At 57.7% G+C, this 14,005-nt stretch carries 12 protein-coding genes and 1 tRNA gene; 8 read left to right on the forward strand and 5 right to left on the reverse strand.

Annotated features, from left to right (window positions below):
• From GOV88_RS10405 to GOV88_RS10420, 4 genes are all read left to right on the forward strand, one after another.
• A complete protein-coding gene (locus GOV88_RS10405; RefSeq protein ID WP_171240384.1) occupies window positions 1-1,206 on the forward strand; it encodes a metal ABC transporter permease in 1,206 nt (401 codons plus the stop codon).
• Window positions 1,203-2,132 (forward strand): metal ABC transporter permease, encoded by a 930-nt coding sequence (locus tag GOV88_RS10410; RefSeq protein WP_171240375.1) that lies wholly within the window; start codon window positions 1,203-1,205, stop codon window positions 2,130-2,132. The genes GOV88_RS10405 and GOV88_RS10410 overlap by 4 nt, the downstream gene beginning before the upstream one ends.
• A gap of 280 nt (window positions 2,133-2,412) precedes the next feature.
• Entirely contained in the window at window positions 2,413-4,272 is a 1,860-nt protein-coding gene (gene mutL / locus GOV88_RS10415) for a DNA mismatch repair endonuclease MutL (RefSeq protein ID WP_171240376.1), read from the forward strand.
• 52 nt (window positions 4,273-4,324) lie between these two features.
• Window positions 4,325-5,554, forward strand: a complete 1,230-nt coding sequence (locus GOV88_RS10420) for a DNA recombination protein RmuC (protein WP_171122871.1) — start codon at window positions 4,325-4,327, stop codon at window positions 5,552-5,554.
• 3 nt (window positions 5,555-5,557) lie between these two features.
• Here GOV88_RS10420 and GOV88_RS10425 read toward each other — a convergent pair whose 3' ends face one another.
• Genes GOV88_RS10425 through GOV88_RS10435 form a run of 3 tightly spaced genes read right to left on the reverse strand, consistent with a single transcriptional unit; the run spans window position 5,558 to window position 7,336 of the window.
• Window positions 5,558-5,959, reverse strand: a complete 402-nt coding sequence (locus tag GOV88_RS10425; protein WP_171240377.1) for a hypothetical protein — start codon at window positions 5,957-5,959, stop codon at window positions 5,558-5,560.
• Between the two features lie 59 nt (window positions 5,960-6,018).
• Window positions 6,019-6,669 carry a ChrR family anti-sigma-E factor gene (locus GOV88_RS10430; RefSeq protein ID WP_171240378.1) on the reverse strand — a complete coding sequence of 217 codons (651 nt, stop codon included), beginning with the start codon at window positions 6,667-6,669 and terminating at the stop codon, window positions 6,019-6,021.
• 10 nt (window positions 6,670-6,679) lie between these two features.
• A complete protein-coding gene (locus tag GOV88_RS10435) occupies window positions 6,680-7,336 on the reverse strand; it encodes a sigma-70 family RNA polymerase sigma factor (protein WP_171124670.1) in 657 nt (218 codons plus the stop codon).
• 147 nt (window positions 7,337-7,483) lie between these two features.
• Between GOV88_RS10435 and GOV88_RS10440 the strand changes: the two genes are divergently transcribed.
• From GOV88_RS10440 to GOV88_RS10450, 3 genes are all read left to right on the forward strand, one after another.
• Window positions 7,484-8,257: a DUF1365 domain-containing protein gene (locus GOV88_RS10440; RefSeq protein WP_171124251.1), complete on the forward strand. Its 774-nt coding sequence runs from the start codon at window positions 7,484-7,486 to the stop codon at window positions 8,255-8,257.
• 89 nt (window positions 8,258-8,346) lie between these two features.
• Window positions 8,347-8,664 (forward strand): DUF3775 domain-containing protein, encoded by a 318-nt coding sequence (locus GOV88_RS10445; protein WP_171122860.1) that lies wholly within the window; start codon window positions 8,347-8,349, stop codon window positions 8,662-8,664.
• Window positions 8,665-8,770: 106 nt separating this feature from the next.
• On the forward strand, window positions 8,771-9,850 hold the full coding sequence (locus GOV88_RS10450; protein WP_171240379.1) for a hypothetical protein: 1,080 nt from the start codon (window positions 8,771-8,773) through the stop codon (window positions 9,848-9,850).
• Window positions 9,851-9,894: 44 nt separating this feature from the next.
• On the opposite strand, the gene GOV88_RS10455 is transcribed toward GOV88_RS10450, so the two are convergent.
• Both GOV88_RS10455 and GOV88_RS10460 read right to left on the reverse strand, forming a co-directional pair.
• A complete protein-coding gene (locus tag GOV88_RS10455) occupies window positions 9,895-12,129 on the reverse strand; it encodes a CHASE2 domain-containing protein (RefSeq protein ID WP_371808230.1) in 2,235 nt (744 codons plus the stop codon).
• 33 nt (window positions 12,130-12,162) lie between these two features.
• The gene (locus GOV88_RS10460; RefSeq protein WP_254449210.1) at window positions 12,163-13,206 is read right to left on the reverse strand and encodes a FecR domain-containing protein; all 1,044 of its coding nucleotides are present in this window, start codon (window positions 13,204-13,206) and stop codon (window positions 12,163-12,165) included.
• 320 nt (window positions 13,207-13,526) lie between these two features.
• Between GOV88_RS10460 and GOV88_RS10465 the strand changes: the two genes are divergently transcribed.
• A tRNA-Ser gene (locus GOV88_RS10465) sits at window positions 13,527-13,616 on the forward strand.
• The last annotated feature ends 389 nt before the right edge of the window (window positions 13,617-14,005 follow it).

Here is a 14,005-nt window from a genome sequence, read left to right on the forward strand (position 1 = left end):
ATGCTTTGGGATGCCCTGACCCTGCAGCTTGGCTATAACGCCACGCTGGTCGCCATCGGCGCGACTTTGCTGGGTATTTCGGCTGGGGTCACCGGAACGTTTCTATTCCTGAGAAAACGTGCGCTTGTCAGTGACGCGATCAGCCATGCGACTCTGCCGGGCGTGTGTCTGGCGTTCATGGTTCTGGTCGCGCTTGGGGGCGATGGTCGCAATCTGATCGGTCTGCTGGTTGGGTCAGCCCTTTCCGCTTGGGTGGGCCTTCTGTGCATGAACTGGTTGACCCGGCACACAAGGCTGGCCGAGGACGCAGCGATCGGTGCAGTTCTGTCTGTGTTCTTTGGAGTTGGTATCGTCCTGCTGACGGTGATTCAGACGATGGGTATGGGCCGCCAGGCCGGGCTGGAAGGGTTCTTGCTGGGCTCTACGGCGGGCATGTTGTGGGCTGACGCCATGATTATCGCGGTTGGTGGCGCGGCAACGCTGGCTTTGGTTATGATCATTCGCCGCCCCATGACTCTGGTGGCGTTTGACGCCGAATATGCGGCGGCCCGCGGGCATGTTGTGCATCGCATTGACCTTGCAATGATGGGGCTGGTCATGGCCGTGACGGTTGTGGGGTTGAAAATCGTTGGGTTGATCCTGATCGTTGCGTTGCTGATCATTCCGCCTGTTGCCGCGCGTTTCTGGACCGAGCGGTCGGAACGTGTAGTGCTGCTGGCCGGTCTGACCGGAGGGCTTTCGGGATATCTGGGGGCGGCACTGTCGGCCTCGGCTCCCAATCTGCCAACCGGTCCGATCATTGTTCTGGTCAGCTTTGCCCTGTTTGCAGTGTCCTTATTGCTTGCGCCGGTGCGGGGGGTACTGGCGGCTGTCTTGCGGCATCTCAGATTCCAACGCAGGGTCCATATTCGACAAGGGCTTTTGGCGCTGGCGCAGGGGCAAAGTATCTACGAGCCGTTAACGCTTCGCCTGTTGCGCAGCGCGGGGCTGGTGCGGGCTGATGGGGTTGCGACAGAAGCGGGCAGGGCACGCGCTGCAAAGGCGCTGCGCGACGAAAAACGGTGGGAGATCGTCCGGGCGGATCAGTCGCACGAGGCCACGGCTGCCCTGTATGACGGTTTGCGTGACATTGAAACTATCCTGACCCCAGATCAGATCACCGAAATTGACCGTCAGATCGGCGACCCGCAGGGAGTGACCCCATGAGCGGAGAAGAATTCGTCCCCCTGTCCCTAACGCCATTGCTGATCGGAACTTTTGCGGCCATCGCCTGCGCTTTGCCAGGCAATTTTCTGGTGCTGCGTAAGCAGGCTCTGATCGGCGATGCAATTAGCCACGTTGTTCTACCCGGTATCGTTGTGGCCTTTCTGCTGACCGGAGAGATTTCGACCTGGCCCATGATGCTGGGTGCCGCAGGTGCCGCGGTGGTGGCGGTTATCATGATCGAGGCCATCCGCAGGCTGGGTCAGATTGAATCCGGTGCCGCAATGGGGGTCGTTTTTACCACAATGTTCGCAGCCGGGGTGCTGTTGCTGGAGCAAACTGACACGTCGACCGTTCATCTGGATGTCGAACATGCATTGTACGGGAACCTTGAAAGTTTGATCTGGTTGGACGCGGTGGGATGGGCGTCTGTGTGGGATGTTCAGGCGCTGGCGGGGCTGCCGCCCGAATTGCCCCGTATCGCGCTGACATTGGCCGGTGTCTTCTTGTTCACTTGGCTGTTCTGGAGACCGCTCAAGATCTCTACCTTCGACGAAGGGTTTGCCCGAACGATCGGAATCAGGACCGGAGCGCTTGGCATGGCTCTGGTGATCGTTGCGGCGATTGCGGCCGTTGCGGCGTTTGATGCCGTGGGTTCGATCATCGTGATCGCGATGTTTATATGCCCCCCGGCGGCGGCGCGCATGATGACCAACCGATTGGAAACTCAGATCGCTTGGAGTATCGTTTTCGCGATTGTTTCGGCTGTCGCGGGTTATGTGCTGGCGGGGTACGGGCCGTTGTGGTTGGGCGCTGTAGATGCTGTCAGCGCGGCGGGAATGATCGCAACGGTTTCGGGTTTGATCCTTGCTTGCGCCGCAATTTGGGGCCCTTGTCGAACGCGGACCAGCGCGCCCGGTACGACTTGACTAGGCGTGATCTTGCTATGTGAGGATGCGGTCTTTCGGCTGATCTCCGCCCACCAAATGACCCCGACCAGAGTTTAAGAGTCACATGCGTTTCATCGTGCTACGAAACAATCATTGCTAAAGGACGTCCACCACTCACAATGGTTCGTTCGGACAATCGCGGCGATGTTCGCCGCCTCTCTGTGACACGGCGCGATTGTTCGAACGCCCCCTCGCCCCCCTAAAATCCGGTCCTCAAACCTGTGGCAGAATCGTCTGTGACTGTGCTAGGTCTAGGGGTATGGCGCAGGCAAACCCCAATATCAGCGAAACTCGACCCGTAATTCGACAGCTCGACGATGCTGCGATCAATCGCATCGCGGCGGGTGAGGTGGTCGAGCGGCCAGCCTCTGCCGTGAAAGAACTGGCTGAAAATGCAATCGACGCGGGATCGACGCGCATTGCCATTGATATTGCTGATGGAGGAAAGACTTTAATCCGAGTCACCGATGACGGGTGTGGGATTTCCGGCAAGGATCTGCCGCTGGCTCTGTCTCGTCATGCGACGTCCAAAATCGACGGATCGGACCTGCTGAACATTCATACTTTCGGGTTTCGGGGCGAGGCGCTGCCGTCACTGGGCGCGGTAGGACGGCTGACAATCACCAGCCGCGTTTCGGGGGCCGAGGCCGCTTCTATCCACGTTGCGGGCGGCAAGACAGACGCCGTGAAGCCCGCCGCTCTGCGTGCGGGGACGGTGGTTGAACTGCGCGACCTGTTCTTTGCCACGCCCGCACGTCTGAAATTCATGCGCACCGATAGGGCCGAGGCGCAGGCCATCACGGACGTCGTCAAACGTCTGGCCATGGCCGAACCGGCGATTACTTTCACCCTGCGCGATGTCTCGGGCGGGGGTGAGGGGCGCGTGACCTTTCGCGCTGACCGCGAGAACGGTGATCTGTTTGATGCCCTGCACGCTCGTCTGGCCTGGGTCATAGGGCGCGAATTTGCTGAGAACGCCTTGCAGATCGACGCCACGCGTGAAGGGATTCGCCTTTATGGGTATGCCGCTCTGCCGACCTATTCGCGGGGCGCGGCGGTGGCGCAGTACCTGTTCGTCAATGGCCGCCCGGTGCGCGACAAGATGCTGACCGGCGCGCTGCGGGCGGCGTATTTCGATTTCCTTAGCCGCGACCGCCACCCGGCAGCGGCTTTGTTCATCGACTGTGACCCGGCGCTGGTTGATGTGAACGTGCATCCCGCGAAATCCGAGGTCCGGTTCCGCGATCCCGGCGTGGCGCGCGGGCTGATCGTTTCGGCCCTGCGGCACACGCTGGCCGAGGCGGGACATCGCGCATCCTCGACCGTGGCGAATGCGACTCTGGGTGCGATGCGGCCGGAACCCGCGCTGCCCCCGCAACCCACCCCGGCGCGGGTGTATCAGATGGACCGCCCCTCGTCCGCCGCGCGACAGGTGGCGTATCAGGCCCAAGCGCCGGGTTTTGCGGAGCTGTCACAGGACTACAGCGGCAGTGTTGTGGAACCTGCGCCCGTGGCCACAGAAGAGCCCCCAGCGCAGGATTTGCCCTTGGGTGCGGCGCGCGGTCAGGTGCATGAGAACTATATCATCGCCCAGAATGCAGACGGCATGGTGATCGTCGACCAGCACGCAGCGCACGAGCGGTTGGTTTATGAAAAGCTCAAACATCAGATGGCGGAAAATGGGGTGGCTGCGCAGGCGCTGCTGATCCCTGAGATTGTAGAACTGTCCGATGGCGACTGCGCCCGTCTAATGGCCGTGGCCGATGACCTGTCACGCCTTGGCCTGACGCTGGAACCCTTTGGCGGCGGTGCCATCGCGGTGCGCGAAACGCCGGCCATATTGGGTGAGGTCGACGCCCGGGCGATGATTTTGGATATCCTTGACGAACTGGCCGATCAGGGCGAAAGCCAAACCGTACAGGCGCGGATAGAGGCGATCCTCAGCCGCGTCGCTTGCCATGGCTCGGTCCGGTCGGGTCGCCGGATGCGGGCCGAAGAGATGAATGCCCTGCTGCGCGAGATGGAGGCGACGCCCCATTCCGGACAGTGCAACCACGGGCGGCCAACCTATGTGGAGCTGAAACTGGCTGATATCGAACGTTTGTTCGGACGCAGTTGAACCCACCGCGCGCGTGCGATATGAAGAATAAAACAAGAACATCCGAGGCGACATGATCGAGATTGCTGGCACAGAAGTTGCGTTGAACGACCCCGTGATCCTGATCGGGGGCGGGGTGGTGGCGCTGATCCTGCTGTTGTTGTTCTTGTCTTTGCGTGCCGCCAATCGCTCGGCGCGGATGGCAGAACCGTTGGCGCGGCAGATGGCGCATCTGGGGCAGAATGTGCAGCAGTTGGGTCAAGGGCAGGAGCAGTTGCGCGGTGGACTCCAACATGTCTCGGACACGCAGGCCAATGCGCAGGTGCAGGTGATCCAGACGGTTGAGGCGCGGCTTTCTTCGGTGCAGCAGCAGATGAATGACCGGCTGGCGGATAACGCGATGAAATCCGCCCGCGCGCTGGCCGAGATGCAGGAGAGGATGAAGGAATCACTGCATGGATCGTCGAAACAGACCGCGACCTCTCTGACGCAATTGCAGGAACGGTTGGCGGCGATCGATAAGGCGCAGGACAATATCACCAAGCTGTCGGGCGATGTGCTGTCGTTGCAGGACATTCTGTCGAACAAACAACGACGCGGGATGTTCGGTGAGATTCAGCTAAACGACATCGTCTCGAAGGCGCTGCCTGCTGACAGCTATTCGTTGCAGGCCACGTTGTCGAATGGCAAGCGGGCGGATTGCCTTATCCATCTGCCCAACCCGCCCGGACCCATTGTCATTGACGCAAAATTTCCGTTGGAGGATTTCGAGGCACTGGCGGCGGCTCAAACCAAATCCGACGTCGAAATGTGCCTGAAGGCATTTGGTGCCGCTGTGAAGGTCCACATCAAGGCGATTTCAGAAAAGTACATTCTGGATGGTGAAACCGCCGATGGCGCGCTGATGTTCGTTCCGTCCGAGGCGATCTATGCCGAGTTGCACGCACGTCTTCCCGATGTGGTCCGCGATGGGTTTGCCGCGCGCGTCTGGATCGTGTCCCCTACCACCTGCATGGCGACGCTGAACACCATGCGCGCGATCCTGAAAGACGCCCGAATGCGCGAACAGGCTGGTGCGATCCGCAAGGAACTAGGAATGCTGCACAAAGATGTCGAACGACTGGGCGATCGCGTGGCCAATCTGGACCGTCACTTTGGACAGGCGGCCAAGGATATCTCGGACATCAAGATCAGTGCCGAAAAAGCCGGGCGTCGCGCACAACGTCTGGACAATTTTGATTTCGAGGAACTCGCGCCAGAGGATCACGCCAACGTGGTGCCGCTTGGTAAAAGTGAAGCTTAAACGCTACTGGATCGAAAGGTCCAGATTGTACCCAACCGTCTTATCGGAGTCTCGGTCATTGCCCATGAGGTAGACGCGGATCGTGTAATCTCCGTCCTCAGGCAGTTCAACCCGTGCGGTATTTCCGTTGATGGACCCGTTATAGATCGCGGCACCGTCACTGCCCGGAGGCAGGATGTTAAAATAAATTACGCCATACCCGTTGGTGTCGCTGACCTGAAGCTCTGCGAACAGTTCCTGCCCGGCCTTCGCACCCAGTCGGTAGTCAAAATATTCTTTGCCCGTAACGGTTCCGTTGACCATCGTGCCATAGTTGCCTGTCTCGAACTTTACGTCGGCAACGCTCTGAGCGCTGGCAGATGTGGCGAAACCGATACAGGCAAGTGTCAGGGCAAGTGCTTTCATGAATACATCCTCCGATTGCAGGGTCGAAGTCTCTGTATAACACAAAACGGCGACGCAGATCAGATGCGTAGAAAGGGCTGGAACAGGCGCGGCATCAGTTTGTTGAATTTCAGTGGTGCATCGGTGACCGCCAGGCAAATGCAATCCTCATAGATATCCGCCGTTGGCGTGTGGTGCAGGTCTTCATCCGCAATCTCGACATCGCCGCGCGCAAAGTGATCGACTTCGTCCGAGAATGCCCCTTGCAGGACCATTGTCAGTTCCATGCCGTTGTGGCTGTGGTCCGGTACGGCAGCCCCTGCAGGAATAAACAGCAACCGGGCTGTGGCTTCGCGCGTTGTGGGCAGGATCGCTTGTTTGACGCCCATCCCAATCGCGCGCCACTGGATGTCATTCACGTCGCCGCCCACATAATCCTGTAGTGGCGCGGGAAGCACGGAACAGCCGGGTTGATCAGGCTTGGCAATCGGCGCGCCATTGGCGATCAGCGCCATGGTTGCGGCAAGTGAACCGTCGCTCAGCGCAACGCTTTCGTCCTGATCTTGCAGGACGCACCCGCCGACGGCCTCAAAGCTCTCGGCGCGCGCACGGCAATGGTCACACAGGGACAGGTGCGTTGCCACCATCAGGTCGAATGCTTCTGGAAAACCGCCCGCAGCATACGCCATCAGCAGGTCATCTGTCAGGTGATGTTTGATCTTGTTGCTCATCGTCATCATCTCAGTTCATCGCGTGGCGCAAGCGGTCCAGCGCCAGCCGTATACGTGATTTGATCGTTCCCAGGGGCAACCCGGTCTGAGACGCAATCTCGCGGTGACTCAGGTCACCGAAATACGCCTTTTCGATCAGTTCTCTCTGCGCCTGTGGCAACGCTGACAATGCGTCGCGCAATTGCGCGGTTTCCTGTTGCAACGCAATGACGTCATGTTGTTCCGGTTCAGCCTCGGGACCCCAACCCAGATCTTCGGGTTCCGGTCGCCGCTGCTTGCGCAAGACGTCAATGCGTTTGTTCCGTGCGATCGTGAAGACCCAAGTGGCCACTGTCGCGCGCGAGGGGTCGAACAGATGCGCCTTGTGCCACAAGGTCGCCATCACCTCTTGCGCGCATTCCTCGGCCATCGCCGCATCAGACCCCGATTTAATCAGGAACGCCTTGATACGTGGCGCAAAGTATTGGAACAGCTCGGCAAATGCCGCCTGATCCTGCGCATCCCGAATGCGGGTGACGTGTTCAACCCACTCGGTCTTGGTATTGCAACTGCCGTTTGCTTCGTTCACCGGCCTGCCCCTGACACGTTCTTTCGCGTGCCAGGTTTTTGCTAGGGGCCCGTCGGCCACCGGTTCATCCAAGCTCGCGGTATCGATCTCGGTAAACATAACCACATTACGCGGGCCTGCCCAAGATGGATCAGTTTCTGCAGCAAATAATAATCCATATGGGCGTTCGTTTCGTAGAATATCTGTATAAGGTTTGAGGAAAAGACCGCCGTTTGAACGGTTTACAGTCAGAATGGAAAAGGCCGCATGAACCGGGTCGATCACATTGCAGGGCATACGTTTCACGGCCGCAAAGGGTCGATTGAAAACGCTTTTCGCTATTCTGTCGACTACATCCTGCTGGACCCGGAAAACACCGGGCCCACACCCGCGTTGTTCACCGTCAACGGGGTAAATGTGACGAACTGGCGGGATCGCGATCACGGCGGAGAACCCGGCAAAGGGCGCGGCGCCGCGTGGCTGCGTGAGCAATTCCATGACCTCGGTGTCACGCAGCCGAACAGGATCATGTTATTGACCCAGCCGCGCGTTTTCGGTCACGTGTTCAACCCCGTTAGTTTCTGGTTCTGTTTCGACGCGGAAGACGTGCTTTATGCTGTTGTGGCCGAAGTGACCAATACCTATGGCACGCGCCACAGCTATCTGTGTCACAACCAAAATTTTGCGCCAATTCAGCCCTCGGACCGGATCGTGGCAGACAAGCTGATGCATGTGTCACCGTTCCAGAAGATCGAAGGTGCTTATACCTTCCGATTTGACTACCGCGCGGACAGGGTCGGCGTGTGGATAGATTACGGGCGAAAGAATGGTGGGTTGATTGCAACGCTTACCGGCCCGCGTTCTGCGCTGACGGACCGGACGATCCTTTGGTCGTTGATACGTAGACCGTTCGGCGCGCGGCGCGCTTTTGCCCTGATCCTGTGGCAGGCGCTGAAACTGAAGTTGAAAAAGGCCAGGTTTCGTCCGTTTCGCTCTGCCCCTGTCCCGGATCATGCAGTCTCGCGGGTCCGCGAGCCATAAGCCCGGGTTGTTTGCGTAAGATCAAAGACTCAGGCCCCGGCAGCGTGTTTTTGGTAGGTTGGAAACCGGGAACACGAAGGAGTTGGGCCATGTTGGAAATCTCGGCAAGAAAAGTCGCTCAGGTCGCCATGATGGGGCGCGAACTGGACCGGGCCGAGGGCGAATTGCGCGCTTTCATCGACCGGATGAGCGAGGATGAACAGGCCGAACTGGTCGCCGTCATGTGGATCGGGCGCGAAAGCTTTTTCGCCGAAGATCTGGCCGAGGCCATCGCAACCGCCAAGGCCGAGGCATCAACACCCTGCGCGGATTACCTGATCGGAACGCCGCACCTATCAGACCATCTTGAGAATGGTTTGGATTCGTTGGGTATCTCGGCTGAAGACGTTGAAAATGACCTTATGTGACGGTCTAGGGTCGGGAAATACCCTCTGATGACCTGAGTTCATTCGCAAAATTTGCGGCGTTCAGGTACGCTTGCCCCCAAATGCCTTTAGAACGAAAGGGTTTTTGGTGCGCTCAGTGCTGGTCACAGTGGTGGCTTTGGTATTTCTGGCAGGCAGCCTGGCCGGGCCGCGCCCGTCGGCCGCATGCCCGGTTTGCATAACGCTGCCGGAATACTCGTTGGCAGATCGTATATTGTCCGCCCGCGTTATCGTTCTGGCTGCACCGGCTTTGGACAACCCGTTCAGTTATTCACCCGTGTCAATTCTGAAGGGCACGGCAAAACAGCTTTCCGCATTGCCGGAAATTCCCTTTCTGGTCGACAGCGTGACCCGATCCGCGTTTCGCACCGATCCCGGCAGACGCGTGTTGATTATTTACGGTGCAGGATATCCGGACAAGGCTGGACGTAGCCTGTCTATGGGATGGATCAAAGGCTTCTTGATGACGCCAGAGCGTGCGAATTTCGTGGAGGCGATACGCCATCAAGGCGCGTCCTGGGCTTTTGGAAAGACCGACGACCCATCGCGCGTCGCCTTTTTTGGCTCGTATCTTGGGCATGAGGATGCGTTGCTGCGAAACGCGGCTTTGATCGAGTTTCACCGTGCGCCCTATGCAATGGTCCGGCAATTGCGCGATCAGGGATCTTCCGCCGCGTTGCTGCAGGAATTGCGGTCCGTGAACCGGCTGGCCTACGCGCCTGCTGTGATCCGGCTATTGGGCCTTCAGTCAGACCCGGCGGCCAAAGCCGCCGTCAGAACACGCTATCAGCAGGCGTTGGCCTCTGGCGACACGAATCTTTATGACTGGGCGCTTGCGGGAATTGAGGTTGATGGTGCTGCCGCGATTACGGCGATTGAGGCATCCCTGAAACAGCAGAGCCTGTCCCAGGACATGAAACGCGATTTGGTCCGAGCATTGACCGATGCCGGTACAGCCCGGTCAGAGTTTCAGACGCAGATATTGGACATTTTCAAACGCGAGTTGCAGCAGAATTCACCGCTTGCCGTGTGGATTGCCCTTGCAGCGAAGTCTTGGGAAACGGACATATTGAACTCGGAGCTTCGTTCGATCTTGTCGACAGAACAACTGGAGCCCGCAGCGCAGTTTCTTATTGAAAACACCTTGGTTCAGTTTGAGCAGAACTAATTCTGGGAACATGCAAGTGTACCGAACGGGCGACCGAATGAACGCTATGCGGATGGCTGCCTTTCCCGACCATGATGGCTGAACACCACTTGGCTTGATTGGACGTCCGACCGAAAATCCGCAGCCCGCCCGGGCAGTGAGAGATAAAAGCGTTGAAGGCCGGGTTCGATTTCCTTAGCCATCATGGCACAACGCTGGCACATCTTTTCGATCTGCACGTGGGATTGGCGGTCCCGCATGGCAGCCACCAGATCACCGTGTGCCGTTGACAGTTTTCTAAATTTCGGACTGTCGAGCACTGTTTTGTCGCCAACCAATGCGTACACGGCTTCGAGATCGGATTTACCCTTGAGATCGACAAACCCGGCCTCAAGCATCGCCAGATCCTGCCGGGCAAGGCGGTGCACCGAGCTTGAGACCAAGATATCGTATTCGACATGGCGACAACTTTGTTCGATCCGCGCCGCGACGTTAACAACATCCCCAATGACGGTGTAGTTGAACCGGCTGCGCGACCCGATATTACCCACACAGGCCTGCCCCGTGGCGCAGCCCGTTGCCAAGGCAATCGGAGGTCTGCCTCGCATAACGTCCGATGCATTGAATTCTGTCAGTGCTTTGCGCATCAACAAGGCGGCATACGCTGCCCTGCAAGGATGATCTTCAACGGGCAGGGGCGCATTCCAGAACGCCATCACCGCGTCACCGATGAATTTGTCGATTGTCCCTCGTTCCTTCAGAATCTGATCGCCCACTTGCGAGAACAGCTCGTTCAACAACGCGACAAGATCGGTGGCTGACACAGATTCCGACAATGGCGTGAATCCCCGGATGTCCGAAAACATGACGGTAATTTCCTGCGTTTCACCGCCCAGCTGCAGACTGTGACCGGATACTTCCATCTCGTCCAGAATCTCGGGGGCGACGTAGTGGGAAAAGACCTGCCGGATTTCCCTTTTCTCCCGCTCGGTCGAAACGAACAAATAGCCGGCAAGCATCCCAAAATTCGCCATTCCGCCCATCAAGGGAAATGTCACATCGAACAGGACAAGCTGGTTCTGAAAGGCCAGCCAACTGGTGCCCAGAACAACACCCGCCGCCGCACCGCCGGCGACGAATGAGGCGACCGCGCCAAAGCTGGACATGACCGCGATCACAATCAGGCCAAGCAGGACAAAGGACAAAAGCTCGAGTGCGGCGGTCACGTCAGACCGGCTGAGCATCTCGCCCGTAATGATCTGTTCCAGCATCTGGGCGTGGATCGACACGCCGGGAACGGATTCCCCCAATGACGTCAGGTGCATGTCGAACAAGCCGGCCGCAGATGTCCCGATTAAAATTATCCGACCCTCGATTTCAGCCCTCAAATCCGGGTCATCCGGGGTTTGCATCACATCGTCGGCAGAGAGGTACAGCTCTGTCTGGTCATGTCTGTACCTGATCCAAACCTCGCCGTTTTCGGTTGTTGGCAAGCGAAAATCCCCCAGTTCGACAGCAAGCATGATGCCTTCTTCGTCGGATGCACCTTCGGCAAGGATAAAAGGCGCGCCGATGGCAACCCTTAGGGCTTCGATCCCCAGGCCGGGCATGGGGCCGCTCGGGCCGCCCCACAGAACTGGAACCCGTCGTACAATTCCCGTTCCGCCCAGAGGTGAGACGTTGACGCCGCCGATCCCGGCGGTGCTGCGATCAAGAGGGGCGGCGATCGGGGTCCAATAAGGAACCGAGATCAAGCCAGCGGTCGGATTTTCCCCAATTTCAATAATCCCTGCCGTCGGGCTGACCTGATTGCCTTCGTCAGACAATCGAGCAGCCGTTCCCATGACCACGGGCCAATTGGCGACCTCCATTCCGAACAGCACGTCATAGTCCATCTTTTGCGCGTGATCTTCGACCGTCACCACGCCAGCGAGCGCTGGATCATTCAGCAACCGAACCGGAGAATACCTGTCTGGTTCGGCAAAGAGCATATCGAACGCAATGGCTGCGGCACCATATTCGCCCAGGTTTTCTACCATCTGGGCCAATAAGGTTCTGGGCCAAGGCCACTGGCCCCAATTCGCCAGAGACTTTTCGTCAATGTCCAGAACCCGAACAGGCAGATCAGGGTTGTACTCTCTGGGCATGGCGCGTTGTAGAATGTCAAAGTAAACCAGCCGCGTCATCCGCACGGGATAAGGATCCATGACCCTGATGAAACATCCGATCAGGATCAGACCCAGACCCACCAGTCGAAAACCACGCCGGCGAGGTGTTCTTTCTTTGGGCTTCACGGTCACGTTAACCTCCGAAGTCAGCGGGCTATGCCCTTGTTAACGCGCTGCTTGATTGCCTTTACCTTTGCCCTTTCCGTGCCCCGGACCTTTGCCCTTTCCGGGATTGCCAAAGCCGCGTGAATTTCTGGTTTGCCCTCCGGGATTGCTGCCATCCCCATGGCCGGACCGGTTTGTCTTGGTTTCTGGCTCAGGTGCCGGAGGTTCCGGTGCAGGTGGTTCTGGCGCAGGCGGTTCCCGCGTGGGTGGCTCTGGTGCTGGTGGTTCTGACGCAGGTGGCTCCGGCGCAGGTGGCTCTGGCGACCGGGGCTCTGGGGCAGGGGGGGCATTGCGAGGCGTTTCGCGGAATGCTGCCCTGCGCGGTCTTCCAGGCGTTTGAAACTGAGCATCAGACTTCAGGACCGGGACCGGCGCAAGCTCTCCCGCGCAACCACCAATGTCGATCTGCAACGGGCTGAGCAAGTTTTCCTGAGACTGAATGAAGGGAAATCCATTGCTCAAAGCCAACTCATACTGTGCTTGATCCACAGGGCGACCGACACTTCCGCTTTCGCTCGTGGCGAACAGGCTGCACTGCCGTCCGGTTGCGCGACAGCTTCCGCTGAGGCTGCACATTTGAACATTTCCTTCCAGCACCAGCATGGCGCTTTGGCTGCCGGGGACGACCCACATGTCAAACGTCGTGCCGCGAACTGCCATCGTCGCGGTCGGCGTTCGGATCGAATAGGCTCGTTTCTTGCTTTTGCCCGAGATAAACCGAAAGCTGCCGCCGAGTGCCTGTACCGCAAATGACTTGGCTTTGCGGTTGCCGCGCAACATCGTCACGTCCAGAACCATACTGGCATTCGGGCCAATCGCGATCTTTGTCTCATCGACAAAAACCAACTGGACCAGTCCATTGCCATCAGTGGATATCGCGTCGCCCGAGACGACTTCCATTCCCGATTCCAATGGCTGCGAATTTCCGGCGCGTGTGATCTTGGCGCCTTGTTTAACTCCGATAACCGTCCCGATGTTGGCAATCGCCTGAACAGGCATAAGAGACACACAAAGAATAACAAAAATAACTCTGAACCAGGCCAAGCGTCTATTCCCCCAAATAGAATATGTCGTGAGCGATGTGCTCACTGCCCGGTTTGAACCTCTGAAAAATCAGTCTTTTTATTGATATGGCTTAAAATATGTCTGACCAAATATGCCTTAAACATCGTGCTTTTGGCAAGTATCCTGACTTTCTGCATGTTTTTCATTGGCTTGGGTGCATATCGAGCAGGGGCTGCTCTGCCGTTCTTTCGCATGTGACCCAGCTTGGAATATCAAATGAGTGTCGGTTTTTAGAAAATTGGCGAAGCGCAGGAAAATCGCCTTGTATCTGGTGCGCAGGCAAGGATATACCCGCCAGCGGAGACGTGGCCGAGTGGTCGAAGGCGCTCCCCTGCTAAGGGAGTAAACCAGGAATGGTTTCGAGGGTTCGAATCCCTTCGTCTCCGCCATAACCCTTGATAATAAACGATATTTTAGCATCTCATCGCGCCGCTCATACTGCACGTTATAAATTGCATTGTACGATTTTCACCCAAATTGGCACAAATTTCACGCGATTCCACGAGCAATTGGCACAAAACTGGCACAACTAATCGGCTCGAAAAAAACCTGTTCATAGTCGCATGCAGGTCTCACTCGGTTGGTTACCGACGCTAGATCAGGCGCGCGACGCTGCGGGGGGGAATATTTTGAAAGACGCGAATTCGAAGGCTAAAGCAACGGCTGAGTGGCTCACAAACTTGGCTTGGTGTCTACTGCAGGGGGCTTTACTTTTGTATGGTATGTCTGACGTCAGCGCCAATGGGACATTTTAGGTCGATTTGATAAGAGAGGGTTT

Origin of the sequence: Ruegeria sp. HKCCA5491 (assembly GCF_013034565.1) — a bacterium.
GTDB lineage: Bacteria > Pseudomonadota > Alphaproteobacteria > Rhodobacterales > Rhodobacteraceae > Ruegeria.

What these genes read in the sequence shown, in the direction of transcription:
- GOV88_RS10435 (WP_171124670.1), bottom strand. Translation starts at nt 7,336, where the DNA reads ATGTTTACCGAGATCGATACCGCGAGCTTGGATGAACCGGTGGCCGAC.
- GOV88_RS10445 (WP_171122860.1), top strand. Translation starts at nt 8,347, where the DNA reads ATGTTGGAAATCTCGGCAAGAAAAGTCGCTCAGGTCGCCATGATGGGG.
- GOV88_RS10440 (WP_171124251.1), top strand. Translation starts at nt 7,484, where the DNA reads ATGAACCGGGTCGATCACATTGCAGGGCATACGTTTCACGGCCGCAAA.
- GOV88_RS10405 (WP_171240384.1), top strand. Translation starts at nt 1, where the DNA reads ATGCTTTGGGATGCCCTGACCCTGCAGCTTGGCTATAACGCCACGCTG.
- GOV88_RS10425 (WP_171240377.1), bottom strand. Translation starts at nt 5,959, where the DNA reads ATGAAAGCACTTGCCCTGACACTTGCCTGTATCGGTTTCGCCACATCT.
- GOV88_RS10430 (WP_171240378.1), bottom strand. Translation starts at nt 6,669, where the DNA reads ATGAGCAACAAGATCAAACATCACCTGACAGATGACCTGCTGATGGCG.
- GOV88_RS10420 (WP_171122871.1), top strand. Translation starts at nt 4,325, where the DNA reads ATGATCGAGATTGCTGGCACAGAAGTTGCGTTGAACGACCCCGTGATC.
- GOV88_RS10410 (WP_171240375.1), top strand. Translation starts at nt 1,203, where the DNA reads ATGAGCGGAGAAGAATTCGTCCCCCTGTCCCTAACGCCATTGCTGATC.
- mutL (WP_171240376.1), top strand. Translation starts at nt 2,413, where the DNA reads ATGGCGCAGGCAAACCCCAATATCAGCGAAACTCGACCCGTAATTCGA.